At 67.2% G+C, this 25,798-nt stretch carries 31 protein-coding genes, 1 tRNA gene and 1 pseudogene; 25 read left to right on the top strand and 8 right to left on the bottom strand.

Annotation, left to right across the window (positions count from 1 at the left end; translation table 11 throughout):
• Positions 1 to 300: 300 nt before the first annotated feature.
• Positions 301 to 1,056: pseudogene (locus tag N4G66_RS08925) on the top strand (tyrosine-type recombinase/integrase); the annotation flags it as partial.
• A 481-nt stretch (positions 1,057 to 1,537) separates the two neighbouring features.
• Here the strand turns inward: N4G66_RS08925 and N4G66_RS08930 are convergent.
• Positions 1,538 to 2,029 (bottom strand): hypothetical protein, encoded by a 492-nt coding sequence (locus N4G66_RS08930; protein ID WP_261703463.1) that lies wholly within the window; start codon positions 2,027 to 2,029, stop codon positions 1,538 to 1,540.
• A 636-nt stretch (positions 2,030 to 2,665) separates the two neighbouring features.
• On the opposite strand from N4G66_RS08930, the gene N4G66_RS08935 reads away from it, so the two are divergent.
• On the top strand, positions 2,666 to 2,959 hold the full coding sequence (locus N4G66_RS08935) for a DUF1876 domain-containing protein (RefSeq protein WP_261703464.1): 294 nt from the start codon (positions 2,666 to 2,668) through the stop codon (positions 2,957 to 2,959).
• A gap of 1,076 nt (positions 2,960 to 4,035) precedes the next feature.
• On the opposite strand, the gene N4G66_RS08940 is transcribed toward N4G66_RS08935, so the two are convergent.
• On the bottom strand, positions 4,036 to 4,488 hold the full coding sequence (locus tag N4G66_RS08940) for a hypothetical protein (protein ID WP_261703465.1): 453 nt from the start codon (positions 4,486 to 4,488) through the stop codon (positions 4,036 to 4,038).
• 258 nt (positions 4,489 to 4,746) lie between these two features.
• Between N4G66_RS08940 and N4G66_RS08945 the strand changes: the two genes are divergently transcribed.
• Together N4G66_RS08945 and N4G66_RS08950 are read left to right on the top strand one after the other, a co-directional pair.
• Positions 4,747 to 4,947: a hypothetical protein gene (locus N4G66_RS08945; protein WP_261703466.1), complete on the top strand. Its 201-nt coding sequence runs from the start codon at positions 4,747 to 4,749 to the stop codon at positions 4,945 to 4,947.
• Between the two features lie 189 nt (positions 4,948 to 5,136).
• Positions 5,137 to 5,316 carry a hypothetical protein gene (locus tag N4G66_RS08950; RefSeq protein ID WP_261703467.1) on the top strand — a complete coding sequence of 60 codons (180 nt, stop codon included), beginning with the start codon at positions 5,137 to 5,139 and terminating at the stop codon, positions 5,314 to 5,316.
• A gap of 183 nt (positions 5,317 to 5,499) precedes the next feature.
• On the opposite strand, the gene N4G66_RS08955 is transcribed toward N4G66_RS08950, so the two are convergent.
• A tRNA-Arg gene (locus N4G66_RS08955) sits at positions 5,500 to 5,570 on the bottom strand.
• Between the two features lie 425 nt (positions 5,571 to 5,995).
• Here N4G66_RS08955 and N4G66_RS08960 point away from each other — a divergent pair.
• Positions 5,996 to 6,274 (top strand): hypothetical protein, encoded by a 279-nt coding sequence (locus tag N4G66_RS08960; RefSeq protein WP_261703468.1) that lies wholly within the window; start codon positions 5,996 to 5,998, stop codon positions 6,272 to 6,274.
• A 52-nt stretch (positions 6,275 to 6,326) separates the two neighbouring features.
• Here the strand turns inward: N4G66_RS08960 and N4G66_RS08965 are convergent, their stop codons facing one another.
• Entirely contained in the window at positions 6,327 to 7,082 is a 756-nt protein-coding gene (locus N4G66_RS08965; protein ID WP_261703469.1) for a GntR family transcriptional regulator, read from the bottom strand.
• A 78-nt stretch (positions 7,083 to 7,160) separates the two neighbouring features.
• On the opposite strand from N4G66_RS08965, the gene N4G66_RS08970 reads away from it, so the two are divergent.
• The 7 genes from N4G66_RS08970 to N4G66_RS45855 all read left to right on the top strand — a co-directional run bounded on the left by N4G66_RS08970 (position 7,161) and on the right by N4G66_RS45855 (position 10,967).
• Positions 7,161 to 7,439, top strand: coding sequence for a hypothetical protein (locus N4G66_RS08970; RefSeq protein ID WP_261703470.1), 279 nt, complete (start codon positions 7,161 to 7,163; stop codon positions 7,437 to 7,439).
• A 141-nt stretch (positions 7,440 to 7,580) separates the two neighbouring features.
• Complete coding sequence (locus tag N4G66_RS08975; protein ID WP_261703471.1) at positions 7,581 to 7,763, top strand: hypothetical protein; 183 nt, start codon at positions 7,581 to 7,583, stop codon at positions 7,761 to 7,763.
• A gap of 217 nt (positions 7,764 to 7,980) precedes the next feature.
• On the top strand, positions 7,981 to 8,205 hold the full coding sequence (locus tag N4G66_RS08980; protein ID WP_261703472.1) for a hypothetical protein: 225 nt from the start codon (positions 7,981 to 7,983) through the stop codon (positions 8,203 to 8,205).
• Entirely contained in the window at positions 8,202 to 8,945 is a 744-nt protein-coding gene (locus N4G66_RS08985) for a GntR family transcriptional regulator (protein WP_261703473.1), read from the top strand. The genes N4G66_RS08980 and N4G66_RS08985 overlap by 4 nt, the downstream gene beginning before the upstream one ends.
• Complete coding sequence (locus N4G66_RS08990) at positions 8,942 to 9,244, top strand: hypothetical protein (protein ID WP_261703474.1); 303 nt, start codon at positions 8,942 to 8,944, stop codon at positions 9,242 to 9,244. Before N4G66_RS08985 ends, N4G66_RS08990 begins: the two co-directional genes overlap by 4 nt.
• Positions 9,245 to 9,909: 665 nt before the next feature.
• Complete coding sequence (locus N4G66_RS08995; protein WP_261703475.1) at positions 9,910 to 10,230, top strand: PadR family transcriptional regulator; 321 nt, start codon at positions 9,910 to 9,912, stop codon at positions 10,228 to 10,230.
• Positions 10,227 to 10,967, top strand: coding sequence for an anti-sigma factor family protein (locus N4G66_RS45855; RefSeq protein ID WP_391858781.1), 741 nt, complete (start codon positions 10,227 to 10,229; stop codon positions 10,965 to 10,967). Before N4G66_RS08995 ends, N4G66_RS45855 begins: the two co-directional genes overlap by 4 nt.
• A 637-nt stretch (positions 10,968 to 11,604) precedes the next feature.
• Here N4G66_RS45855 and N4G66_RS09005 read toward each other — a convergent pair.
• On the bottom strand, positions 11,605 to 12,411 hold the full coding sequence (locus tag N4G66_RS09005; RefSeq protein ID WP_261703476.1) for a hypothetical protein: 807 nt from the start codon (positions 12,409 to 12,411) through the stop codon (positions 11,605 to 11,607).
• 323 nt (positions 12,412 to 12,734) lie between these two features.
• Here N4G66_RS09005 and N4G66_RS09010 point away from each other — a divergent pair, with 323 nt between their 5' ends.
• Positions 12,735 to 13,373 (top strand): hypothetical protein, encoded by a 639-nt coding sequence (locus N4G66_RS09010; protein WP_261703477.1) that lies wholly within the window; start codon positions 12,735 to 12,737, stop codon positions 13,371 to 13,373.
• Between the two features lie 403 nt (positions 13,374 to 13,776).
• Here N4G66_RS09010 and N4G66_RS09015 read toward each other — a convergent pair whose 3' ends face one another.
• The 3 genes from N4G66_RS09015 to N4G66_RS09025 all read right to left on the bottom strand — a co-directional run bounded on the left by N4G66_RS09015 (position 13,777) and on the right by N4G66_RS09025 (position 15,747).
• Positions 13,777 to 14,262 (bottom strand): hypothetical protein, encoded by a 486-nt coding sequence (locus N4G66_RS09015; protein ID WP_261703478.1) that lies wholly within the window; start codon positions 14,260 to 14,262, stop codon positions 13,777 to 13,779.
• A 318-nt stretch (positions 14,263 to 14,580) separates the two neighbouring features.
• The gene (locus tag N4G66_RS09020) at positions 14,581 to 14,790 is read right to left on the bottom strand and encodes a hypothetical protein (protein ID WP_261703479.1); all 210 of its coding nucleotides are present in this window, start codon (positions 14,788 to 14,790) and stop codon (positions 14,581 to 14,583) included.
• A 504-nt stretch (positions 14,791 to 15,294) separates the two neighbouring features.
• Entirely contained in the window at positions 15,295 to 15,747 is a 453-nt protein-coding gene (locus N4G66_RS09025; RefSeq protein ID WP_261703480.1) for an NUDIX hydrolase, read from the bottom strand.
• 30 nt (positions 15,748 to 15,777) lie between these two features.
• Here N4G66_RS09025 and N4G66_RS09030 point away from each other — a divergent pair, with 30 nt between their 5' ends.
• The 12 genes from N4G66_RS09030 to N4G66_RS09085 all read left to right on the top strand — a co-directional run bounded on the left by N4G66_RS09030 (position 15,778) and on the right by N4G66_RS09085 (position 25,678).
• Positions 15,778 to 16,557, top strand: coding sequence for a GntR family transcriptional regulator (locus N4G66_RS09030; protein WP_261703481.1), 780 nt, complete (start codon positions 15,778 to 15,780; stop codon positions 16,555 to 16,557).
• A gap of 138 nt (positions 16,558 to 16,695) precedes the next feature.
• Entirely contained in the window at positions 16,696 to 17,052 is a 357-nt protein-coding gene (locus N4G66_RS09035; protein WP_261703482.1) for an SCO3933 family regulatory protein, read from the top strand.
• Between the two features lie 2 nt (positions 17,053 to 17,054).
• The gene (locus N4G66_RS09040) at positions 17,055 to 18,410 is read left to right on the top strand and encodes an FtsK/SpoIIIE domain-containing protein (protein ID WP_261703483.1); all 1,356 of its coding nucleotides are present in this window, start codon (positions 17,055 to 17,057) and stop codon (positions 18,408 to 18,410) included.
• Between the two features lie 84 nt (positions 18,411 to 18,494).
• Entirely contained in the window at positions 18,495 to 18,701 is a 207-nt protein-coding gene (locus tag N4G66_RS09045; RefSeq protein ID WP_261703484.1) for a hypothetical protein, read from the top strand.
• On the top strand, positions 18,701 to 19,357 hold the full coding sequence (locus tag N4G66_RS09050) for a DUF2637 domain-containing protein (protein WP_261703485.1): 657 nt from the start codon (positions 18,701 to 18,703) through the stop codon (positions 19,355 to 19,357). The genes N4G66_RS09045 and N4G66_RS09050 overlap by 1 nt, the downstream gene beginning before the upstream one ends.
• Positions 19,358 to 19,375: 18 nt before the next feature.
• On the top strand, positions 19,376 to 19,567 hold the full coding sequence (locus N4G66_RS09055) for a mobile element transfer protein (protein ID WP_261703486.1): 192 nt from the start codon (positions 19,376 to 19,378) through the stop codon (positions 19,565 to 19,567).
• A 9-nt stretch (positions 19,568 to 19,576) separates the two neighbouring features.
• Entirely contained in the window at positions 19,577 to 19,732 is a 156-nt protein-coding gene (locus tag N4G66_RS09060; RefSeq protein WP_261703487.1) for a hypothetical protein, read from the top strand.
• A 20-nt stretch (positions 19,733 to 19,752) separates the two neighbouring features.
• Positions 19,753 to 20,070, top strand: a complete 318-nt coding sequence (locus tag N4G66_RS09065) for a SpdD-like protein (protein WP_261703488.1) — start codon at positions 19,753 to 19,755, stop codon at positions 20,068 to 20,070.
• An 88-nt stretch (positions 20,071 to 20,158) separates the two neighbouring features.
• A complete protein-coding gene (repSA, locus tag N4G66_RS09070) occupies positions 20,159 to 21,562 on the top strand; it encodes a replication initiator protein RepSA (protein WP_261703489.1) in 1,404 nt (467 codons plus the stop codon).
• Positions 21,559 to 21,756, top strand: coding sequence for a helix-turn-helix transcriptional regulator (locus tag N4G66_RS09075; protein WP_261703490.1), 198 nt, complete (start codon positions 21,559 to 21,561; stop codon positions 21,754 to 21,756). Before repSA ends, N4G66_RS09075 begins: the two co-directional genes overlap by 4 nt.
• Entirely contained in the window at positions 21,756 to 23,150 is a 1,395-nt protein-coding gene (locus N4G66_RS09080; protein WP_261703666.1) for a tyrosine-type recombinase/integrase, read from the top strand. Before N4G66_RS09075 ends, N4G66_RS09080 begins: the two co-directional genes overlap by 1 nt.
• 485 nt (positions 23,151 to 23,635) lie before the next feature.
• A complete protein-coding gene (locus N4G66_RS09085) occupies positions 23,636 to 25,678 on the top strand; it encodes a TerD family protein (RefSeq protein WP_261703491.1) in 2,043 nt (680 codons plus the stop codon).
• Positions 25,679 to 25,798 lie beyond the last annotated feature (120 nt).

The raw sequence follows: 25,798 nt of genomic DNA on the forward strand, positions 1-25,798 counted from the left end.
GGGGCCGCGTCTGCTCGGCTCTGCCTGGGTCGACGGTGGACGGGATGAGAGCACCCCGCGCACGCCACAAGGGACCCGCGGTCGGGAACGGCGCCCCCTCCATCCCGGTGCCGGCCGATCCCCCGCCGGAGGCACTGCTCTGACCGTGGCCGCGCTATGCGGTGATCGGCTCATGGCCACCGCCCTATCCACATGTGGGCGCGCGTCGGCGCAGCGCGCGCGAGCGGGCCGAAGGCAGGAGCGCGGCGCGCAGCGAAGCCGGGAAGCGCGCCCGGCGGAGCGGAGCGCAGCCGGGGCTTGAATCCTTGCCGGGCTCGATCGGTCAAAGCGCCTCGTCCCGCGCCCACACGTGTGCGTCCATGGTCGGCCTCGCAGGTCTTCGCCGTACGTGCGGGACTGCCCGATCGCTACCAGGCCATGACGGACGTCGGCGCAGGGTGCGGACTCCGCCAAGGCGAGATCTTCGGTCTCGCGGTCGACAACCTCGGAGATCTCGGCTGGCTCTACGTGCGGCAGCAGGTGAAGAAGGTCCGCGGCTCCCTCGTCTTCGCTCCCCCGAAGCGGGGCAAGCTCCGGGACGTTCCGCTGGATCCCGAGGTGTCCACGGCGTTGATCGAGCACATGAAGCGCTTCCCACCGGTTGAGGTGACCTTGCCGTGGGTGACGCCGACCGGACCCAAGGTGGCGCACCGACTCCTCTTCACGAGCAGCGTCGGCACGGCCCTCTGGAGCAACGGCTTCAATGACGAGCGGTGGAAGCCTGCGCTTGCCTCGGCCGGCATCATCCCGACCCCTGAGAGGGGAGAGCGGTACGCGGCGGCCCGTGAGCACGGAATGCATGCCTTGAGGCACTTCTACGCCTCGGTCCTCCTGGACGCCGGAGAGAACATCAAGGCGCTGAGCCTCTACCTCGGCCACAGTGACCCGGGCTTCACGCTCCGCGTGTACACGCACCTGATGCCGAGCAGCGAGACCAGGACCCGGAAAGCCATCAGCGCGATGTACCGGGCCGCCGGTCACGCCCACGACGGCCCAGAGACGGCCCAAGCCGCCTGACACGGCCCCTCATCGACGGGAAAACCGCTGGTGAGGGGCTGTTTCATGCCCTCGTTCGGCAAGTAACACCCCATCTTGCCTGACGGCTACCCCTCGGGGGAAACGCGTTCGGTCCCGGGGCCGTGACCTGGCCGTTCACCGCCCTGCTCGTAGCCGCCCTGTCACTGACCGTCGTCGACGGTCGCAGCCGAGCGGCCTCGCACGGCCCGGGGACGGTCGAGGACCCGACCGAGTGATGCCCGCACCGGAGAGTGACCGTCGGCTCCATCCCTCGCCGAACCACTCTGCGGACAGCGCCGAGCCGCACCAGGACAGCCCGGATCCGTCCGGCCGCGTCACGCCGGCCTGGTGCCGATCTACGACTGGGGCTCGCGGATCAGCCGATCCCCTGCACCGAGAACCGCTCAAGGGCCTGATGCGTACGCCGCTATTTCCTGACGCCGCCCGGCAACCAAGCGGACGTCGCTCATGAATGCCCGGATCAGCTCGCGTCTATCCGCCAGGCGATCACGCCGGTCGATCCCTCGACGCCGTCGACGTCGACGCGTACCTGCTTGTGCGCGGTGATCCGCTGCTGGACCACCGACCGATCGCACGGCATCTCGGTCTCTGTGCCAGTACTCACCGGTGAGAGTGCCAACCGTGCGCTTCCACCGCCGACGCAAACCAGGTCGAGCCTGTACGTCTTGCCCTCGCTCAGGGTGGGCTCGGTGTGGATGCCGTCGGTCACGCGCTCCGCTCCGGCCTCGATCATCCTCCCGCCGTGGACGGCGGCCAGGGCGGCCTGGGCCTCCTCGGTGAGCTTCTTCTCGGACGGCCCGGTTTCCGCGGGAGGCTCGCTCGACGCGGACTGCGACGACGGAGTGCCGGCGGCCTTGTCCTCACCGCTGTCGGACGTGCACGAGGTGAGCAGGAATACCGACGCCGCCACGACGCACACGGCGAGCCAGGCCCGCGGGCTCGAATCGATCATGCCGAGGCCTCCGGAGTCATCGAGTCATTCCATCCACGTGTCCGTATTTCCCGCGGCCGATGCCATGGGAGTAGTCGTGTCCCGCTCCGACCGTCACGCTTCCGGAGGCCTCGGCACCGACGCCCATGTGACACCTTCCGGGAGACCGCCCCGTGGCGGTCGAGCACTTGGACACTACGGGGCAACCACGCACGCGACGATCACATGATCGATTCCCTGAGGAGAACTTGAGCGTCCGAGGTCTCCGGTCGGCGCCCTCCACGCTTCGCCCTGGCGCGAGACCTCGAAGTCCAGATCGGCGGAGCCTCAACGACCGAGCCGACTTCGATGCTCACTGCGGCCATGGATGACCGCCTGCCCGCCTCAAATCCTGCCGATCCCGCCCGGTCAGGCACCTCGCCACGCACCCTCACGCGTCCACCCACGGTCGCCTGGCAGGCTTCGCCGTGCGGGCGTGCCTGCCCGAGCGGCATCAGGCCGATGCCGAGCGACCGCCCGGCCACCGGTCACCACCTGTCGGCACCACCCGGCCACGTCGCGTGACCCTCGGCGTCCTCGCCTCGTGCCCGGCCTGCCCGAGGAGCACACTTCTTCTAGGGGCTTCACCAGGGGGCGGCGGCTTCGGAGGTGATCGCGATGACACAGATGACAGCGACGCAGGCACGGACCACGGTCGGATGGCACGTCGAGATGGAATTCCAGGAGGACGACCACCGCACCCGCGCGGCCGCCCTCCTGCGACTCCCAGACGGAAGCGAAGTACGCGCCCACGGGTACGCCAGCCGTCACCCCTCCGACTCGAACCAGCCCAGGGTCGGCGAGGAGGTCGCGGGCGCGAGGGCCCTGAACGAACTCGCCATGCAACTCCTGACCAAGGCCCACGACGAGATCGACGCGGCCTCGGGCAGGACATCACACACACTGAGGTGACCGGGACGGCCGGGTGGACCGGCTCGGGCGGCCGGGCCGGGAGACTCGCCCCCTGGAGACTCGCACCCCCGGCGGGACTCAAACATGTGGCCGAGCACCCGGAAAGGGCTGGGCCGATTCGAAACCGACAGGCCACTGGTCGGGCAACTCCATGTGGCGCGGCACGCTCATCCCGACTTCAGCAAGGCCAACCACATCGGCGTCCCCGTCGATCCGGCTGACGACACCGACCTGCTGCCTGCCGATGACGGGTCCTGCGACGTGGGCTCCGACGGGCAGAGCGGCTGCGGTCTTTGCCCAATACCGACGAACGTCTTCTGAAGTAGGAGCCTTCGAAGGCCAGAGCAACTCGGACATGAGTCCGATGACGGCGGAGCGCAGGAGAGAGTGCCATCAGCTTGGGGAACTTGGGTGATTCAAGGGCGGGCACCTGACTGACCTGCGGCAGACGGGTGGCGGCACTCTATGGCCGCGGACTGCGTTCCCCGGTGTTCCCGGTGTTCCCCGCTCGATCTGGCAGGCGTCTGGCACGAGCCAGCCCTCCGAAACAGCCCGCCGGACAAGCCGCCGGGCCGCTACAGAAGATCGAAGCTAATCGCGAGGGCCGACGGCCTTTGTCCATCCCACCGAGAGTCCCCAGAACCCACTTGTCTTGCCAGTAACCGAAACAGCCACGTTCTTGTGGCTGCGACTTAGATCCACTTCATTGAATTGCCCAGGATCTCCGTTTACGCAGACGACGGTAAAGCTCACGAGAGCGCCGACATCGACTTCGATGGTCCCGGAACCCGAACAACTCACCGCGACCTCCAGAGTTCCCCGTCGAATTTGAGGGATCGCCGGAAATGAGTGAGGGCCGACCTTTCCGCCTGTTTTGATAAAAATCTTCTGTGCGTCTGGAAGTTGAGGTGGAATGCGAGAGTCCGAGGCGACGGAGAATGTGACGGAAGGAGCGGCGGAGGGCGTACCGGACGAAGCCTTTTCAACCGGCGCCTCACTCGCAGTCGCCCGACTGCTGGTTGACGTCGCACCGGTACACCCGGTCAACGCAAGCAGGACTACCGGAACGAGTATCCCTATTCTCCCCATGTGCACCACCCGGCACGCATGGGGCCGTAGCCTGTGACCTTGTTCTGCGTCAGGCAGCAGGTGTGGTGCTGATAGTCGGCGGTGCCGGTGAACTTGCGGCGCCACACGCCGTATCGCGCATGGACGGCCTTGCGCGGAGGAACGTGCTTGACGTGGACGTGGACCACGTTGCCGAGTTCGGCGGTTACCGATGCGTGCGACGTGACACTGCACTGGGGACCGACTTCGGCCAGTACGGCACTGCCCTTAATCACGATCCGGCCACTGAAGCCGTCGCCGACGGCCTCAGACACCTTGGCCGTGAAGTCCATGTTTTCCGTTTCGCTGGTGCCGTTGCATCGCAATTCTGCGCTATCGCCGTCGCCGTCTTGAGGCGTTGCCGTGGCGGCCGCGGGAGATGCGGTTGAGTCAGCAACAAATTCCGGGGTCGATATCTCCAAGACCACGACCCTTGCGAACACTATCGAGTCTGCAAGTAGGCGCACTTGCCCCCCTGGTTTCCTGTAGGCGGAAACGGTTGGTCAGACCGTCGATCACAGAGCCTAGGGATCAAAAAGTATGCTGTACGCAAAATTGAGCGAATCTTGAGGCGAGAGCCCCAGCAATGCCGGGCCTCACCTCATCCCAGTCTTCCGATCATCTCAGTCTTCCGAGCGAGTTATCCCACAGGCAATCTATGCAGCAGCCCCGGCCACGATGTGGACGAGGCCGAATACGCCCTCTGCTTCCAACCTGCCTCCGGAGCCTGGCATCTGCTGGACGGACCGGCGCAGGACCAGGACCACACCGTGAGCTATGCCCGTGCCGCGATCCTGCGCCCCGCCCGAGCCCACCCCGGCTCGAAGCTAAACGACATGGCAGGCGACCTGTCCCACGTCGACATCGACGCACAGTCGTAGTCATCGCGGGCCCCCTTCGCCCCAGCCCTTCGCGAGCTGGCCAGCCCTCGGCCATCCGGGCGCAGGTCCGGCGGATGGGTCGCGGTCGGGAGACGAAAACCTCAACCCGGATCAGGCGGCTCGTCTGCCGGGCCGGGTACGCCGGCGTCCTCGCGACGGCAAGCGGCTGCACGCGTCTTCTTCGCCACGATGGACTACGCCGAGCCGCCACCCGAGGAGGTTGCGGCGATGGTCGTCACGGACGTCCGTCTACCGGCGGAAGAGACCGGAGAAGACCAGTGGCGCGAACTGCTGTTCCGCACGGCTCACCCAGAGATCGGGAAGAAACTGGACATCAGGGCCGGGACGGACCTCCCCGAGGTGTCCTGACGGGCGAGCCGCCCCGCCGGAACCTCGACAAGCATGCGACGCGGTCACCCGCAAAAAGCCCGGTGACAGCCGGACAGCGCCAGGCTGCCCTCGATGATCCCCTGGGGGTGATCAGGTACCCCACGCGATCGGACGAACCACTTCTGACCAGCAAAAAGCCCTCCCGAAGGGGAGGGCGGAGACTGGCGCCCCCGGCAGGACTCGAACCTGCGGCCAAGCGCTTAGAAGGCGCTGGAGCGGACCCTCTCGCGGGCATGCCTGACCTGGTCGTTTCCGGGCGCCAGGTCCGGGTGTTCGGCAACTTCGACACGCATTCGACAGATCCGGATGCCAACGCGCCTGGGGCTACGCCCGCACATACCGCGTGCAGTTGAAGGTCAGCGGAACAACTCTGGCACCGGACAGGCATCCAATGGCTCGTGCGGCCGGTCTGCCCAGCCCCACCAGACGTGCCGACCGGCACATCTCCACAGCGACCGGCAGATCCTTTGGCCGTCGTCCTCCCGCAGGGACAGTACGAAGCCCCCAGACTCCATGGGCTGGCCGCAATCAGGGCAGGCCGGGGCGTCGCCGGTCATGCGGCGCACCCTAGCGGAACGACGATTGCGTCCCGCAGCGACGTCGTCAGGCACTCACCGACCCGCGAAGCGCTGTCGTAGGGCTCGGCTACGTTGCACCCATGAATGACAGGGATCCGCTCGTGCCGGCACTCACCGGCGTGCTCGTCGATGTCGTGTGGTGGCTGGAGAGCTGCGGGGATGAGGAAGTAGATCCCGATTCCGCGGTGAAGATGATGGAGAGCGTCGGCGGAGAGTTGCTGCGCCTGCCCTCCAGCCAACGCGAACGGCTTTTGCGAGCGCTCGCGGACTTGGCCGAAGCGGAGCAAGACCCTGCGAGGCGCGATTTCCTGAAGGGGTTCCCCTTCGCCATCGGCCTGGTTGAGGACCAGGAGAGTTGAGGGCACGGCTGGCTGCTAGGCACCACTTCAGCTGTCGCCAAGCGTGCGTCGGCTAGCGGTTGATCGGGATCTCGTAGACGATCTCGCAGTGAGTGGCGGGCACCACGATGTCCGCTGTCTCCACGGGCCGTCCGTCGTCGCTGTAGTACGTCCGCCGGATGTGCGTGACGAGCGCGGCCTTCTGAATGCCGAGTAGCGACGCCTCCTCGGCGGACGCCTGCCGCGGCTCCGGCTGTTCCACGGCATGGCTGACGGTGATACCGATGGCGGCCATCCGGTTCACAACACCCGCTCCGGCGTGCGGCCCTCCCTCGGGGAGGACGACGAGAGTGCCGGCGGTGAGGTCGTAGGGCTCCCAGCTCGTGGACAGCTGCACCGGCCTGCCGTCGGCCAGGAACTCGTACGCCGTCCGGACGCACAGCTCGCCGTCGACGATGCCGAGACGCGCCGCGATCTCCGCTGGTGCCGGCACCTTGGCATCGGTCCGGCTTTCCCAATCCCCCTGTCTGCCGACAGCCTTCATGTCCGCGCGGAACGGTGACCCGTCGGGCTGCTCGCGCGCCGATGAACGGACGACCCGAACCCGCCGCCGGGGTTCGGCGACGTACGTGCCCGAACCAGCCCGCCCCTCCAACACGCCCTGGGAGATCAGCAACTCCTGTGCCCGGCGCACCACGTTCTCGCCCACACCGCACTCCTGGCCGATCTGGGCGCGGGAGGGGAGGCGGTCCCCCGGCTCCCAGACGTGCTCCGCGATACGCCGCCGGAGTTCGTCGGCGATGCGGAGATAAGGCGGCTGCTCAGACATATGGAAAATCTAGTCCACTAGCTCTAATCTAGTTAACTAGCTTCACGCAAAGTGATTGCCGGTGACGGAGGCTGCCCTGTGCCCGCTTCGGGAGTTAGCGCGGCGGCCATCGCCGCACGGCTGTCCGCCGCCGGGCTCTCCACGCGCCTGGAGGAACACAACCGACACACGTCGATCGAGGCGGAGGTGCCGGAATCACTCTCCGCGGAGTCATGGCGGGAGGTCCTGGAAGTGGTGGCCGAGGCAGATCGATTCGGGCTCCTCGCCACCAGCCTGAACGGCCGCACCCTTTGGGCGGTCGTACGCAAAGCGGTCCCCACGACGGGCGACGTCGGGGGACCGAGCCATCAGCGATAGGAGCTGAGCAGCGTGCTCAACCGTATCCGCCGTGCCGTCTCGCTCACCAGGGCGCGTCACTCCGCCAAGGGCAGGCACCGCCGCCCTTTAACGCCCGCCCGACCACCGAGCGCTTCCGCTTTTCCCGCGTCCGCTGACCCGTTGACGGTCATCCTCGGCCGGGCTTCCATCGACGCGGACCACCGTCACTCGCTCGCCGGTGAGGAAATCGCCCTCGTCCGCCCGTACGTGCTGGCCTGGGAGAAGCGTGTGCGCACACGCTCAGTGGTCGTCGCTCGCCATCTGCCGATCAGAGCGTGGGCGGCCCTGGCGGGGGTCCACTGATGCCCTCGATGTCCTCAATGCCGTCTCGCCGACATCTCCGTAGCGCGGACGCCTCGGCCGTTCCCTGCCGCTCGACGGCCTGCCGCATCGGCACGCACCCCGCCTGTGCGGAGTCCTCCCCGGCTTCGGCCGCGGTCGACCTTCCTGTGATCTACGAAGCGTGCGACTGCCCGTGCCACCCGGCAGCCGACCGGTTCCCCACCGCGGAGGTGGAGCGATGAACGCATGGGCCCCCGGCGGTGCGCTGGTCGCCAGAGTCGAGGTCACCGCGGCCACCGTGCAGCGCGGCGACGTCATCCAACTCGGCGGCCGTGCCTGCCGGGTGAGAGACCTCTTCCAGCTTTCCCAGGGGGCCAAGCAACTGGTCTTCGAGTCGGGCGAGCTGCTGACCATCCACGCGCGTACCCGGCTCGTCGCCGTGCGGTCGATGAGAAGGCGGTGACCGTGTCCGTGCCCTCTCGTCACCACAACATCGCGGACGACCTCCGCCGCCAGATCGCGACCGGCCGCATCCAGCCCGGTGAACGCCTGCGGTCCGAAGCCGACTTGGCCGACCGGTACAAGGTCAGCACGGTGACGCTACGGAGAGCTCTCTCCGTGCTTCAGGTGGAGGGCCTCGTCGAGAAGATCCACGGCAAGGGCAACTTCGTCCGTCCCCCCCTCCGCAAGATCATGTACGTCGGCGGCTGGGGAACCCTGGACCCGTGGACCGCGGCCGAAACAGCTCTGCGCGTCACCGTTCGCACCACCACGGTTCAAGCGCACGGACAGCTCACCGCCTTGCTCAACGTCCCTGCGGGCAGCCCTCTCGCCGAGTTCTCGTGCCTCAGCCTCGAAGGAGCGTCACCGCACGGACTGGCCCGCATCTACATCCCGCGCGACCTGGCACCGACCGGAGTCCTCGACGACGAATCCGCTTACCGAGAAGCGGCCACGAGATTCTCCGTGCTCGGTCCTCCGCCGGCCGCTGTCCGGGAGACGGTATGCGCCCGCCCACCGACACCGGCTGAAGCGTCGGCCCTTCGGATCGGCTCCACCGTGCCCGTCCTCGCCATCACGCGCACCGCGACCGACTCCGCCGGGCGCGTTGTCGAAGCCGCGCTGCTGGCCTTCCCGGGCGACCGCATCGACGCGGTCTTCACCACCCACCACGTGATCGACGAGAGGCAGACGCAAGGATGACGACACAAGACGAACTGCGGCTTCTCCCATGGTCGGGCCCCGGAGGCAACCCCTGCTACCTGAGCACCGACGACCGGGACGGCTTCATGTCCCGCCTGGCGGACAACATCGAGGCGGTCCAACTCGGCACGGCCGCCGAGCTCCTGGAGCGAGCCTCTGAAACGCTCGACGACCAGGACACGGACTCGGAGGAAAAGCACCGGCTGGCGAAGGAACTGACCGGGGCCCTCCGAGACGTCCTCCGCGTCGCGATCAGCCGCGGTCACCTGCTGGCGGTGAACGAACCACACGGAACCTGAAGAAGCGTCCGCACACCGGCGCCTGCCGATGACGGCCCTCCCTTCAACACGGGGAGGGGAGCCCGAACACCAATCGGACTCCCCTCCCCGTCGCGCTGTGCCAGCCTGCTGCGGGCACAGCGCATATCGACGCCGAGGCGAACCCGTCCCGCGATGTCTGAACCTCAGCCCACGAAAGTCAGCCACAAATGGCGGGTGCGCAGACCGACCAGGCGCGCGTGTGCCTCGCTGCACCCCCACCGTGCTCAGCCATGCAGTCCGGTGACGTCCACCAGAGCAAGTAGCGACGGTGGAAGCGTGGTGACGAGGCTTTGGCGCGGCGACTTCTTCGTCCCGAATAAGGCCAGGGTGTGACCCGTACCGGACCTCGCTGACGTTTACGCAGGTCAAGCCATTGGTATGACGTCGTCTCGCTGGGCGCAAGGGTGCCGCTGGGAGAAGACCTTCTCCCAGAATTCTCCTCGAACCGTGAGGGAGGCCGAGGGGCAGGAGCAGGCACCACCCCAACCGACAGGGCGCGCCATGGACGGCCTTTGACCTGCGCTCTCCAACTTGCGGCGCCCCGATGATTCCCACACTGTGTTTAGCACTCCAGCCCATCACTCACATAGGTCGTACTCGATATACGGTTGTTGTTCGTACTCGATACATGGTCTCCTTGGGACATGACCAATATCAGGCTCACCAAGCCGACCATGGCGGTCTTGGGGGTGCTCCTCGACGCGAAGCCCGATGCGCCTGCGTGGGGTTTGAGTATTTGCCGTGAAGCGGACCTCGGCCCTGGCACTGTCTACCCGATTCTTGACCGTCTTCTTGAGCGTGGCTGGCTCACGAGCCGTGACGAAGTGGAAGCTCATCCTGGGCGTCCGGCCCGACGGTTCTACGAGTTCACCGGCGCCGGGCGTGCTCAGGCAGTGGAAGCTCTGGAAGCTCGCGCCGCGCGCCGTGCCCGGTTCAGCCTCCGGCCTGCAGGCGGTGCCGCATGACGTCGGCAGGGAGCTACGAACCCCAGCCTGAGCCGGGTCGGGATCGGGATGGCCATCTCGACGAACGCCTGGCGGAGTTGGTCAACGGAGAGCTCGGTGCAACAAGCAGAGACCGCGTACTCGCGCACCTCGCGACCTGCGAGAAGTGCAAGGCTGAAGCCGAAGCGCAGAGGCGTCTCAAGAACGACCTCGCCACGGCGATTCTGAGCTTTCCCAACCGACTTGAGGACCAAAACCAGGACGACGGAGGACACCACTTCGCCCGTCCGCAAGAACAGGCCGTTTCTGCCGAGCCGCGGCGAGAACCACGAGCAGAATCGTGGACCTCCCTCGCAGCCAGAATCGCCGGAGAACGACGCGACATGCGCACTGCCTGGCTGGCCGACCTCGAAGGCCGGCCCGAGGATGGTGCACCCCTAACAGCCTGGCAGCAGAGGCGATATGCACTCGGGTTCCTCGTCGCCGCTGTTCGACTCTTCCTTCGAGACGCCTTCGGCCGCCTGTGGGGTCCCTGCGACTGGTTGTTGGCCACGCGGAACCGACGGGAAGCCTTCATTGGACTGCCACCGGCATTGCTCGTGCTCTATATCGCGAAACACGACGGCGTTCACACCCTCCTGACGGAAGGGTGGGGCTGGATTGGCGGCTGCGGCGCTGCGATGTTCGCCGTCGTTCGTTGGCTCCAGCGAGTTCGAGGGATTGAGTTGGCCGAAGGATCTTCGACCAACGGGGACTAGGTAGGCGTGCAGCAGGCTCCTGAAGGTTGCGCCATCCGGAGCCTGCTTGTCTCGCGCGCTCGTTGCTCGGCAGAGACGTTGACCTCGGTGACCTACGCAGCCGTGCGACCTCTTCGTCCCGAAGCAACTTGGGCGGACGGTCTGCCTTGAGCTGGTGAGCCCCTCACCTGCGTTGAGGGTCCGCAGGTGTGTGCGCTCGTCCGCTGCCGTACGTCGGCGTTGTCACGCAGTTAGACACTCACCGCTCAACGGTCGATCACCGGCAGGTCCGTTGTCAGTGCCTGCGCCTATGGTTTCAAGCGCGCGGTCGGCTTCCGGGGGTTCCAGCTCTGAAGGGATGGTTTCATCCCCGGCCTGTCTGGGGGCGGCCCGGAGACTTGTCCGGGACCTAACCGGCGGTCGGGCTTCGTCGATGGCCACGAGGTGACCTGCCAGCGCCGGCCGCGTACCACTTCTGGCGTGAGCGTCGGTCGGCGCACGCTTTCCAACTGTGTTGGCGGTCCAGCGGGGCTTGTGCGGGGGCGTTCACCTGCGTTCATGTGCGGTCGGCCCATGGCGCTCGCCCCGCGTGTGGTCCTCTCTGAACGGCCGTGAATCGGGCTGAATGAGACGGAAACTGAGACGGACCGCCGACCATCTAGGCCCAGGCTTGCTCGGCCGTGCCGATCACATGGTCCATAACGACCCTTGTGTACTCCCACAGGGCTGCCAGCAGGTCCGTGACGCCGAAAGCGCGACTATCGGGTAGGACGACCTGGACTTGAACCGTGATGCTGTACCGCCCCTCGACGGACTTGATGCGGCCGTTGGTCCGATGCCGGAGCAAGACGGCACCATCTTCAAGGGGAGCAACCATCACTTCAGTGTCTGGCGGCACGCTGGCGGCTGCCCCTTCTTCGGTCTCGAACTCGATCGCCGGCGCGTGCTGGATGGCCTGTGGTGCCAGGTCGGGCTTGACCTGCAGATGGTGCTTGGTGCTGTTGTCTAGGTCGCGCAGCGCCAATAGCAGGTCTTCATCAAGCGTGCCGCCGTGCTCGGGTCGCTGGAACGGTTGCAACTGCTCTAGAGCGTCGCGGCACCAGTCGGGCAAGCAAGCCAGCGCCTTCTGCCGGCTCTTCCACTCCTTGGGTGTGCCGCAGATAGGGAACATGAGCGTCTTGAGCTGCCTCTCGTCCGTCACACCAGACTGCCGTGCGATGGCCACGACCAGATTGTCGAGGGTGGCCCGCAGGTGGTTGACGGATTCACCGAAGCGGAAGCCCCATTCGGCGAGTGGCGGAGGCTGAGAGACCTGGAGCCGCAGCTCCCAGCTAAGTCGATCTTCGGCGATGCTTGCTCGGGCACCACAAGAGTCACTGCGCGTCCAAGCCTGCATGTCGGCCGACAGCTCTGCTCCCAGCTGATGCGCTCGCGCCAGTCGGCTAATTTGGTCAGAGAAGTCCACATCGCGCCCTAACTCCCGTTACCTGACGCAACTTTACTGTTGGCCACCCGACTGGAGCCATCAGTTTTGAGTGAACGGGCACCGTGACGCTCTCGCTCTGATCAAGGCGACAAGACCTCAGCTTGGGAAGCTTGTGTTTTCTGGAGGCAGAACTTGTTCTGACCTGCGGTGGACCTGGACGCGGTCCTGCGGGGTTGCCGACTCGGTCCCCGCTGTTCCCCGTGGTTCTCCGTGAGATCTGGCACGCTTGTGGCACGTCCGTGCAGTGGCTCGCCCGCTGCCGGCCAGGAGCGCGAGCTCTGCCCGTCTCTACGATGCAGGCCATGGGGACTACTGATTCCGCACCGCGCATACGTGCTTGTTGGCTCTCATGGCTCGCGGTTGAGTCGGCCGATCAGGCGGAAGTGGTCAAGGTCCTCGGCTTGGCGGATGTACGGGAGACCACCTGGGCCGATGGCGTGGAACTCATCGACGAGGTGGCGCACGACGATGAGGAGCCGTTCTCCACCGTCGTCGTCACTCCACCCATGCAGGGGTGGACTCTGGTCGTCGGACCGTACTTCGGCCTGCCCTATCCACAGCAGACGGCGCACATCACCGACCTGTGCCGAGAGCTGAGCGGCCACTTCGGCAAAGCCCAACTCTTCTTCCACAGTGAGCAGAACGACGGGGAAGCATGGCTGATCGCCGAAGGAGGACGGATCATCCGGCGTTGGATCAGTGAGTACCCGGCACTCGCCCTGGGCGAACCGTTCGGTGTCGAGCGGCGGCTCCTCGATGCCTATGGCATCACAGGCAAGCCCGAGGATCTCGACCCCAACAGTGACCTGGCCGGCGACTGGGCAGCGACCTGGGGGGATTGCTGGGCTACGACGGTTGCAGATGAATGCAGCATCAACCCCACCACAGCCACCGCAGTTACGGGCAGTCTGCTGGTCGCAGCCGCTCCGTCCTTCGAGTAGCCGCACCGTCTGCCTCGAAGAGGTTGCCGCTGAGCACCGCTTTAGGAGCGAGGTTGGGTGGTTGCTGGGGTGAGCTGCGGAGACGTGCACTGGGGTAAGTGCACGCTCATGCACCGTTGTTGTCGCCGAGTCCCCGTGAGTCCCCGCCCGTTCTGGCACGAGAGTGGCACGGGCTTGAGGTGGTGGTGAGGCAGCCGACCCTTGTCGCACCCCGGGTCGCGGCCTTTACCGTGCGGACGACCTCACCGCCAACCACGCTATACCTTCTGATCCGTAGCTCTAGAGAGAGCGGTCAACGGAGGCCATAGCGGTCGCAGTGAGGTCCCTCAGGGGTGCCGCGGGTCATGGTCGGTTGCTGTCGTTGCGGTACTTCACTGCTGTACCGCAGATCAACTTTCCACTACTACAAGTTCCCCTTGCAGTCGGCTTTGATCGTGAGTTCGTGAAGCACCTTGCCATCGGCACCCAGGAGAGGTGCGTTTGTGCGTGTGACGAAAACCGCCCAGGTGCCACGGGCGAGCAGACTCTCATCAGTGCCCCCGGAGTGGATCTGCTTCCAGCCGTCTGCCCGAAGTGCCGCTGCCACATCCTCTCGGGAGTGAGCCGCACTCTTCGCCGACACAAATCCGTCAAGAAAGATCGAGCAGTAATCGCCGGATGGCTCTTCTTCGCCGTCTCCTCTAAACCCACCGGGCACGTCCACCTGCGCCACCGCTTGAAGCAGCTCCCCCCGAACGGTCTCGTATTCCTTGCGGTGCTGTGCCGCTGAAGGGTCGATGCTCACCTTTGCTCGGCTCGGGGAGGGCTGGGGGGTCTGGGCGCTTCCGCACCCTGCGATCAATCCGATCAAGGGCAGGAGAAAGGCGAGACGGGGTATGGCATGACGCATGTCCGAGATCATAAACCGCTGGTCAGCGGGATGAGAGCCGTCAAATACGAGACAAGGGTCACGGAAAATTTGGCATTGATCCCTCCTTGTACAACACCTTTCATCGAGGTCGGCGGAGTCTCAATGGCCGAGTCAAGCCGGCGGGGCGCAGTCGATCGGCTGAGGGCGATGCTCGCGTCGGACCCAGGCTTTGAGGTCTGGCCTCATCCTTATCAGGTCGATCACGGGGAGCTGGCGACGCCGGTCCTCGTGTGCTGCACCGCGGCTGGTCGGTCGCTCAGGTTCGGCCTCGACCGCTGTCGTTCGCGGCTGTTGGTGTCAGCTGCTGATGTCATGGTTAGAGGCGGCCTTGTCACGCGCCCACCTTGCCGAGTCGCGTCCGTACTGGATAGCCGCCATCGTGAGCGATGAGGCCATGAGGAACCGCATGATCCGGTCGTCTTCGATGGTCAGGAAGATCAGAAGCGGCATCACGAAGAACACCAGATGCCAATGCGGGTGATGCCACCGACTGTTCTTGTCTGCCATCTCGCCTCCTTCAAGCGGCACCCTAGCGACAGTTGTGTGGGGGCTCGCGGGTGCCCCCGTCCTACCTCAACCCACCACCTACCCCAGCTCCCATCCCGTCCGCCGTCGACCCACACACCGTGGAGCGGGCGTGGTTCATGGCGTCCAGGTGGAGCGCGCCACTGTACGAACGACCTGGACGCCATGGGCCGCGTCTGCTCGGCTTTGCCTGGGGCGATGGTGGACGGGATGGGAGCCCGCCACGCTCGCCACGATGTGCCCGCGGCCGGGAACGGCGCCCCCTCCATCCCGGTGCCGGCCGATCCCCCGCCGGAGGCATGGTCCGTGACCGGTGGCCGCGTATGTCGGGTGCTCGACGCTTGCCGCCTGGCCTATCCACCTGTGGGCGGGCGTCGGCGCAGCCGGGGCGGAGCGGGCCGAAGGCAGGAGCGGCGCCCCGAGCGGAGCCGGGAGCCCGCCCGGCGGAGCGGAGCGCAGCCGGGGCTTGATGAAGGAGAGAAGGTTTTATCCCGCTGGGATGAGGCGCTGTCCGTCATGGCTCCGCACATGAGGACCGTTGCCGTCCAGGGCGTCCAAAAGCCTGATGGCGAAGGCTTCCGCCATGCGCTCGCTGACCTCGTCAGGCGTGAGCCACGAGACCGCCGTGGACTCGGTAGAGGTCCGTTCGGTGCCACCTGACGGCTTGCAGCGGAAGACCAGGGCCACCACGCCGCGGGTCAAGTTCTTGTAGACGCCGGTGAGTTCGTCCACCTCGACGTGGATGCCCGTCTCCTCCAGGACCTCGCGTGCGACGCCGGCTTCCGGGGTCTCGTCGAGTTCGAGGATGCCGCCCGGGAGCTCCCAGGTGCCGTTGTCGGCTCGGCGGATCGCCAGGAGGCGGCCGTCCTCGCGCACCACTACTCCCGCTACGGACACGGAGTGCAGGGGAGGCGCTGTCGCTTCCTGTGGTTGACTCATGTAGAGGAGCTTAGGAGGCAGAGAAGGACTATGGGAACTGCTGCTGGAGGGGGCTCGTCCGGGCCTCGGTATGTGCAGATCGCGGAAGAGATCGTGCAGCAGATCCGGGCGGGGATCCTGAAGCCCGGTGACATGGTGCCGAGCGAATCCGAACTGGTGGACCGCTACGGCGTGTCCGGCGGCACGATCCGCAATGCCATGGTTGAGGTGCGGGCAAGCGGGCTGGTCGAGACTCGACACGGCAAGGGCTCGATCGTGAAGGACCGGCCTCCGGTACGGCACCGGTCCTCCGACCGATTCCGGCGCTCGCTCCGACAGGGTGGCCAGGCGGCCTACCTCGCGGAGTCCGCCCAGTCCGGCGCCACCGCCAAGGTCAGCGTCCTCTACATCGGCCCCATGGACGCACCCGAGGATGCCGCCCAACGCCTGGGCGTCCCCGCTGGCTCACAGGTGCTGGCCCGTCGGCGCCTCTACTTCCGTAACGGCACCCCGGTCGAGGTCGCCACCTCATATCTCCCCTGGGACGTCGTGAAGGACATCCCGGAGCTGTTCGCCGAGAACCCCGGCGGTGGTGGCATCTACGCCCGACTCGAAGACCACGGGCATGAGTTCGCGGAGTACGTCGAGACGCTGCAAGCACGGCCGGCCGCGAAGTCGGAAGCTTCGGAACTGGCGTTGAGCCCGGGTGCGCCCGTGGTTCACCTGATCCGGGAAGCCCGTACGACCGCGGGTCTCGTGGTCGAGGTGTGCGACACGCTCATGGCCGCCGACCAGTTCGTCTTCGAGTACCGCATCCCTGCCGACGACTGACACTGACTCAACTCCCCTCAGCCCGTCGCGAGTTCTTCTTCGCGGCGGGTTGACTCATGTACAGGAGTGAGGCACTCTTCTTCATGTCACTCATATACATAAGTGACGGAGTTCAGTATCTATAGAGGAGTGACTGCTGTGCGTCAGATTCCCGTCGACACCTCCACCGCCATCGTGATGGTCGCCAAAACCCCGCAGCCCAAGGTCAAGGACCGCCGTACTGGCGAGATCGCCATGGACATCGAGTCCGGCTCGAAGCTGATGACGGTCGACGTGATGTTCGCGGCGAACGAAGAGGTGGAGATCCTGTCCATCACCGTCCCGGAGCCCGGGATCAGCGGCGAGCTGGCCATGGGTACGCCGGTCGCGCTCACCGGCCTGATCGCCCGGCCCTGGGAGAACGACTTCAACGGCCAGAAGAGGCATGGGATCGCCTTCCGTGCGGTGGCGGTCACTTCGCTCGCCGGGGCCGCCACAGGGCCCAAGGCAGCCTGATCATGACCGCTTTCACGGTCGCTCTGGTGCTGGTCGTCGCCACCGCGGGTCTCCTGCGGTGGCGGCGCCCCGCCTGGTACTGGCTGGCCTTCGGGGTCACCCTGGCTGCGTTACGGGTCCTGGTCCGATACGGCACGGTCATGGACGCGTGCGGCCTGACCGTGCCGCCCTCACGGTGGCGTCTCGCCCTGGCACGGGCCACCAACCGGCCGATGCCGGAGTCCCGTCCACCTCGCATCCTGCGACTGCGGCCGACTCGCACCGGCCTGGTCCTGCGGCTCAAACTCCGGCCTGGTCAGGACGCGTTCGACATCGCCGCCGCCTCGGACCGGCTCCGTCATTCGTTCTCGATGTACGGCGTGACCTCGCGAGAGCTGCGCTCCGGTGTCGTCGAGGTACGGATGACCGGCTACGACGTGCTCAAGCGGGTGCAGATGCCCACAGCGACCGAGGTCCGGTCCATGCGGGTCCCCGTCGCCCTGAGGGAGGACGGCTCGGTGCACTACCGCGACTACCGGGCGATACCCCACGCCCTCACCCTCGGCGCCACGGAATCCGGCAAGTCCGTCTACCAGCGCAACCTCGTCGCCGGACTCGCCCCGATGGATGTCGCCCTCGTCGGCATCGACTGCAAGCAGGGGGTTGAGCTGTTCCCGCTGGCCCGCAGGTTCTCCGCGCTGGCCGACAACCCCGACACCGCCGCGGAACTGCTCGACGCGCTTGTGGTCCGAATGGGAGACGTCTATCGGCTGATCCGTGCCCAACAGCGGATCACCGCCGCCGTGCCTGATGCGGAGATCGCCGCCGACATCTGGGACCTGCCCGACGGACTGCGTCCGACCCCGGTCGTCGTCCTGGTCGACGAGGTGGCCGAACTCGCCCTGTACGCCAACAAGGAGGAGGAGAAGCGGCGGGACCGCATCATCACCGCCCTGGTCCGCCTCGCCCAGCTCGGCCGCGCCGCCGGCATCTACCTCGAAATCTGCGGACAGCGCTTCGGGTCCGAACTCGGCAAGGGCATCACCATGCTCCGCGCCCAGCTCACCGGACGAACAGCCCACCGCGTCAACGACGAGACATCCGCCAACATGGCCTTCGGCGACATCTCTCCGGACGCCGTCCTCGCCGCCATCCAGATCCCGGCGGAGATGCGGGGGATCGCCATCACGGGCGACTCCTCCGGAGGCTGGCACCGCATCCGTGCCCCGCACACCTCGCTCCGCCAGGCCGTGAACCTCTGCAACCGGCACGCCGACCGGACCCCGGACCTGCCCGAGCTGGAGCCCTTCCGTCCCGCTCTCTCCGGTCCCGCCGCCGTTCCCGTGCTCTCGGTCAAGCCTTCTCCGGCCACCGCCTGATCCATCGCCTTTCGCATCGGCTGGCGCGGCCACCTTCGCGCCAAGTCCCTACCCCCGCCATGCCTGATGAAGGGAGAACTCGGCATGTGCCCGAACTGCGAGGACTTCGCCCGGACCGTGCTCCTCCTCGGCCAACTCGCCCTGTACGCCGACGTGGACGGCGCCGACCTCGACTTCGTGGAGGCGGTCAGCCCGTCCCTCGCCGCCTCGTTGCCCGAGCCGCCGCCCGGCATGTTCCCGTCCGACTACGACCCGGAGGACGGCCCCGCCTACCCGGGTGAGGACTCCTGATGGGAGCCCGTCACGGTCTCCGTATCGACGCGGTACTGATCCAAGCCGTGATCGCCGGTGCCCTCTCCTTCGCCCACCTCCACGACCTGGCCGCCGCTGCCGGACAGGACGGCTGGAAGGCGTGGGCCTACCCGGTCAGTGTCGATCTGCTTTTGGTCGCGGCCTGGCGGCGCCTGCGCAGTGAGGGCCCGTCCCGGCTGGCCTGGTGCTGGTTCCTCGTCGCGCTGTTCGCCTCTCTCGGCGCCAACGTCGCCACCGCCGGTTTCCTCGACCTGACCCACCCACCCGCCCCGCTTCGCCTCGGCATCGCCGGATGGCCCGCACTCGCCTTCCTCGGCGGAACGCTGCTCGCCCACTCGTCTGCTGTGGATACGGAGCCGGTTCCGCCAGCACCCGTCCCGGACACGCCAGACGCCGAACCCCGGCCTCCGGAAGCAGCCGTGCCCGAACCTGGCTCGGCCCCGGCCCCGATAGAGGCTCCGGCTCCCGCCTCGACGCCCCCTCCGCCGGTGCCTGCCGTCCTCCTCGACCACGCCCGCAAGGTCGCCGACGAGTACCGCGCCCGTACCGGCTCCCCGATCGACACCGACACCCTGCGCTCTCGCCTCGGCGTCCCGCCCCACCTCGCCGACGCCATCGCCTCACACCTCGCCTGACCAGGAAGGAGACGCCGAATGCCCGCCCGCGACAACTTCCACTCCGTGATGCGGATCGGCCCCGTACAGATCGGCACCCACCGTGACCGCACCGGCCGGACCGCGCATGCCGCCGTCTGCACCGCCGACCGCTGCGGCTGGTCGGCCGACTACTCCAGCCAGACCGCCGCCCAACTCGCCGCCCGCACCCACCGCTGCCGCGTCCGCTAGGAGACCCACGTGCAGGTTCCGCTCTGGCTCGCGCTCCTCGGCGTCGGCTACCTCGGCGTGAAGCTCATCCGCCCGCCCTGGTGGCTCATCGCCGTACTGCTCCTCGGCGGATTCCTCCTCGCCGACAGCGTCTTGGCCCCCGTCATCGACACCGCCGTCAAGTAACCGCGAAAGGCGAACCGCCCATGTTCCGGCCCAAGCTCCCGACCATGCCCCAGCCCACCGGCCTGACCACCCCGCCCGCCGTCATCCAACCGACCACCATCACCTCGGGCGCCCCGGTCCCGCAGCCGATCCCCGTCGCCCCCGCGCCGTCCCGCCCGGCCGTCCAGCTCACCCCCGGCACCGCGCTCGCGCTCGTGGGCGGCGGCACGGCCGTGGTCCTGGTCGTCGGCGCCGTCCTGGTCTCGCTGCTCCTGGCCGTCGCCATCACCGGCGCCTCGGTCGCCGTCTGCGCGGTCGTCCTGCGCTCCCTGCTCGCCTCCGACGCCAAGCGACGCTGACCGGCCCCCGGGCGGCCTCGATACCGCCAAGCATCCGCCGCCCGGAAGCCGTCCCTGCCCGATCTCGCAACCGGAAGGAACCCCCAGCATGGCCCACCGGGCCTCCCCCGCGACACCCAAGGCGCCTGCCCTGCTGCTCGATCCCATCACCCTCGGAGACGTCCTCCGAGTCGCCTCGGCCCCCGACTACACCCGCTGGGAGGACCAGGTCCGCCGCACCGGCGGTTGCTCCGACCCGATCCATCTGACGGGCTGGACGCTCACCAAGGACAAGACCACCGGCGAGACGCTGCACCACTACTCCACCGAGAACGAGCCGGGCGGACGCCTGCGCCTCGCGTGCGGCAACCGCCGCGCATCCCGCTGCCCCTCCTGCGCCTGGACGTACGCGGGCGACACGTACCACCTGATCCGTGCCGGTCTGGCCGGGGACGACCGCCGGGACATCCCCGCCGCCGTCCGCGATCACCCGCGTGTCTTCGCCACCCTCACAGCTCCCTCGTTCGGCCCGGTCCACAACCGGCCCGATCACGGCGGCTCCTGCCGGTGCGGCAACCGGCATGCGTCCGACGCCTCGGAGCTGGGTACCGCCCTCGACCCGGACGCCTACGACTACGCGGGCGCCGTCCTGTTCAACAACCACGCCGGACAGCTCTGGCAGCGGTTCACCACCCGGCTCCGCCGCGAACTCGCCGCCCGCGCCGGCCTGGCTCGCAGGGAGCTCGCCGCCCACCTGCGCGTCTCGTACGGCAAGGTCGCCGAGTTCCAGAAGCGCGGAGCCCTCCACTTCCACGCCGTTGTACGCCTCGACGGCCCCGAGGGGCCCGGGACACCGCCGCCCGCCTGGGCCACCGTCGACCTGCTCACGGGCGCGATACGTGCCGCCGCCGCGCACTCGTACACGTCCGTCTCGGTCCCGGCTGCCGACGACCAACCCGCCCGTACGTTCCGATGGGGCCGACAGCTCGACGTCCGCCCGGTCAAGGCCTTCGGTGACGGCTCCGACATCACCGAACGGGCCGTTGCCTCGTACGTGGCCAAGTACGCCACCAAAGCCGCTGAGAACACCGGCACGCTGGACCGCCGCATCGGCGAACTCTCCGAACTCGACCGCCACCAGGTGCCCGACCACACCCGGCGGCTCATCACCGCGTGCCGCGACTTGGACAGCCTCTATCCGGACCGGCGCCTGTGGGCCTGGGCGCACATGCTCGGCTTCCGCGGGCACTTCTCGTCCAAGTCGCGCACGTACTCCACCACCCTCGGGGCTCTCCGCCAGGAACGCGCCGACTACCGGGCCGCGCAAGAGGCCTCCGTCCTCGGCCTCGACGACCGCGAGCCGGACACCGTCCTCGTCCTGACCGACTGGCAGTACGCCGGCCACGGCCACACCCCGGGCGAAGCCGCCCTCGCCGCGACCATCGCGCGAGACCTCCAGGCCAACCGCGAGACAGCCCGAGACGCCCTGCTCGGCGAAGGGAGCGCGGCATGATCACGGCCCTCCGGGCACGCAACATGCTCACCCTCGCGGAGGTCTGCGAGGAGCTGAGTGTGTCTCGCTCGACCTTCTACGACTGGCGTGCGAAGAGGCGTGCGCCCCGTTGCATCAAGCTCCCGAACGGCGATCTCAGGATCCGGCGGAGCGATCTCGATCACTGGCTCGACGACCGTGAGGACGCCGCGTGATGGAGACCTCGTACGACGTGAAGATCTACAAGATCCTCACCTACAAGGGCGCCCGGAAGACCACGTACACCGTGCGTTGGACGGTCGCGGGCAAGCGCTGGCGTGAGCCCTTCGGGACTGTCGCCCTCGCCGAGGGCTTCCGCTCGGAACTCATTCGGGCGACGGGCAAGGGCGAGGCCTTCGTCATCGGCACCGGGCTGCCGGTGTCCCACCGCTCCAAGTCGGCTTCGATGAGCTGGTACACGTTCGCCGTCGAGTATGTCGACGCCCGTTGGCCGGAGCTCGGCGGCAACAGCCGTAAGAACACCGCCAAGACCCTGACGGCGGTCACGATCGCCCTCCTGCGCGTCCAGCCGACCCAGTTCGCCCCGGTGGCCGTGCGGACCGCGTTACGTGAGTGGGCGTTCAACGCGACCCGTCGTGCGGACGCTCCGCGAGACGTGGTGACCATCCTCAGGTGGGTGGAGCGCAACTCTCTGCCCGTCTCGGCCTGGGAGGAAGCGGAGAGGACCGACGGGGTCCTGAGAGCCGTCGACACGCGCCTCGACGGCAAGCAGGCGGCGGCCTGGTCCAGGAAGCGGCACCGCCGGATCCTCAACGTGGTCATGAAGCACGCGATCCGGAGACGTGTCCTGCGGACCAACCCCCTCCCCAAGGGGAAGGAATCGACGGCTGTTACCAAGACCAGCAACGCCGTGGACAAGCGGTCCTTGATGAACGCGGAACAGGCGGCGGCGCTCCTCGACTGGATCCGGAGCCGGCCCCGCGGAGGAAAACGGCTGCACGCCTTCTTCGCCACGCTCTACTACTGCGGTCTGCGGCCGGAGGAAGCCGTAGCCATGCGAGTGCAAGACGTGACGCTTCCCGGCCTCGACGCCGCGGACCAGTGGTGCGAGCTGCTGATCCACACGGCTACCCCGGAGGTCGGCAGGCAATGGACCGACACCGGAGAGATCCACGAGGAACGCGATCTGAAGGGCCGCGCCGAGGGCGAGACGCGCACCACGCCGGGGCATCCCGCGCTGACGCGCATCCTGCGACAGCACATCGAGGACGAACAGCTCAAGCCCGGTGACCTGCTGTTCCAGGGGGAGACGGGCGGGATTCTCGCGGGTTCGGTCATCCGCCGGGCGTGGCGCAGTGCACGAAAGGCCGTCCTGCCCCCGCACGTCTTCGAATCGCCCACGGGAAGGCGGGTGTACGACAACCGGCACACGCGCCTGACGAAGTGGCTCAACGACGGGATCCCGCCCGCCCAGGTCGCGGACTGGGCCGGGAACAGCGTCCCGGTGCTGCTGGCCACCTACGCCCGATGCGTCGAGGGACAGCTGCCCGACCTGAAAAGGCGCCTCGAAGCCGCCGGGGATCTTCCCGAGTCGCCCGACGCCGACTGACACTCTTCGCCGAGCACTTCGACACGTATTCGACACTGCCAGCCGCGAAAACCCAGTGACAGCCGGACAGCCCCGGAACCTTCCCCTGATCGTCGGGGAGGTGTCCGGGGCTTCGCCATGTTGAGCGGAAGCCGCCCTGAACAGCAAAAAGCCCTCCCGCGGGGAGGGCGGAAACCGGCGCCTCCGGCAGGACTCGGGCCGCCTTCCCCTCCGCCAGAGTGGTTGCGCGAGCACTACTGATCACGAGACGAGCCGTTTCGCTTCAGACCCCTGGACTTGTCCGGGGTCTTCGCCATTGCCGGGGCTGACCAGGGTGGATATCTTAAGGATCTTTCCGCGAATCCTGCACAGATTCCACACGACTCCTACAGACGTGCTTCGCGGGCACTACAGTCACCTGCGCACCGATCACCACATAACGCCGAGCATCAAACAGCCGGGGCAGCGGTGCCAGCGCGACAAAGTTGGATCGTTTGGGGGGTTTTATGCATGAAATGATCAAAGGGTCGAACGTATCTCTCGCGACTTTGAGCGAGAACATCGATTCGGTGATCGTCAGTCTGAGCTGGGGGAGCTCGACCGGCGAAGGGGATGCCGATGTGTCCGTCCTGTTGCTGAACGTGAACGGTAAGGTCCGCAGCGACGCCGACTTCCACTTCTACAACAACCCGGTGGCCGCAGACGGGAGCGTGCAGCTTCTGGGCAAGACGCCCACGGCGGACGGCAACGAGGACCGGATCAGCTTCGACCTGACCGCGGTGTCCTCCGAAGTCGATCGCATCGTCCTGGCCGCCAGCCGTTACGAGGGTGCTCGCTTCGGAGAGCTGGAGGGCGTGAAGCTGGCATTGTCGGACGGCGGAGGTGAGGAACTCCTCCGCTTCGCCATCGACGACGCCGATTCGGTGAGCGCGATCATCTTCGGCGAGTTGTACAGGCGTGCGGAAGAGTGGAAGTTCCGCGCCGTCGGTCAGGGCTACGATGCGGGCCTCGCCGGTCTGGCCACGGACTTCGGAGTCGACATCGACGACGATGCGACGGCCGAGGAGACGCTGGACGAGACCGTTGGCGACAACCAGGCGGACGCGACGGCAACAGTGTGGGCCGACGAACCCGAGCGGCAAGAGACGCTGAGGGCGGTCCCCTCCCCCCGTCAACCTGAAGGTGAAGCCCAGCCGAGGAAGTCGGCCGCGCGGCCTCGTACGGCCAAGAAGAAGGTCACCCTTCCCAAGGCGGCCAAGAAGGCGCTGGCGGAGAACGAGTCATGGAAAGACGCAAGGCTCTTCCCCGCGTCTGCGCTCAAGAGCGACCGGGAGCGTGAAACGCGTGCGACCTCGGTACTACTGTCCGTAATGGCCCAGGTTCCTGAATTCGGCAGGAGGCTCACCGCCGCGTTCGGAGCGCCGGCCGGCCGCATGGAGACCTTCACAGAGGTCACCCTGCCGCACGGCGACACCCCGCGGCGCCCCGATGGAGTGATCCGAGTCGCACGAGCCGGCAAGTTGTGGACGGCACTCGTCGAGACGAAGACCAACGGCAGCGCGCTCAAGGCCGATCAGGTACAGGCGTACATGGACATCGCCGCGCGCCGCGGCTACGAGGCCGTGATCACCCTGTCGAACGACGTTGCATTGGAGGGCAGCCCGCTCGTCGAGGTCAAGATCGACGGGAGGCGTAAACACAAAGTTGCCCTTTGGCACTTGTCATGGGCGGAGGTCGCCCATCAGGCACAGATGTTGATCAGGCACGAGGGCGTCGGCAATGCGGCGCACGCCTGGCTCCTCCAGGAACTGCTGCATTACTTGCGGCACGAGAACTCCGGCTGCCACGGCTTCCAGAACATGGGACCGGCATGGGTGCCGGTGCGCAACGGAATCGACGACGAAACCCTCCGCCAGGGAGACCCGCGCGCGCTGGAGGTCGTCGAGAGCTGGGAGCGCCTCATCCGCCAGGTCTGCCTACGGCTGGGCGGCGAACTGGGGCAGAAAGTACTACCGGACCACCGCGCCAAGCGCGGAATCGATCCGAAAGTACTCCGCGCCCGCCTCGCAGATCAGCTCTGTCTCGACGGGAGACTTCAATCGGAGCTGCGCATCGAGCAAACGCCCGGCGTCCTGGCGATCAGCGCCGACCTGCGTACAGGCAAGCTCCGCACGTCCATCGAAATCCCGGCACCCGAGCAGGGCTACCCCCTGTCGTGGGCGAAGCGACTCGTCCGGCGCTTGGCCGAGGCACCGGCGGATCTTCACATCGAAACCCTCGTCGAAGGGGAGGCGGGCGGCCCACGGGGAACGCTCGAACGTCTCCGTCCCGAGCCGGCCGACCTGCTGCCCAAGGAGACCGGAACCCAGATCGTCGGTTTCCGCCTGTCTCTCCTCAAGAGCATGGGAAGCAGCCGCGGGAACGCCGAGTCCGGCTTCATCCGCAGCGTCGACGACGCGGTGAACCGCTTCTACACCAGCGTGGCGGTCCATTTGGACGGTGCGCCACCTCGCCGCGCACCTTCGAAGGAAGAGACGACAACGGGCTGAGGCTCAGCGATCAGCTTTGCCGACTCGGACGTTCGGTCATCCGTCGGGCGTGGCGCAGTGCGCGCAAAGCGGTCCTGCCCCCGCACGTCTTCGACGTCGCCCACAGGAAGGCGGGTTACG

The sequence above is a fragment of the Streptomyces rhizosphaerihabitans genome, from assembly GCF_025399795.1.
Classification (GTDB): Bacteria; Actinomycetota; Actinomycetes; order Streptomycetales; family Streptomycetaceae; genus Streptomyces; species Streptomyces rhizosphaerihabitans.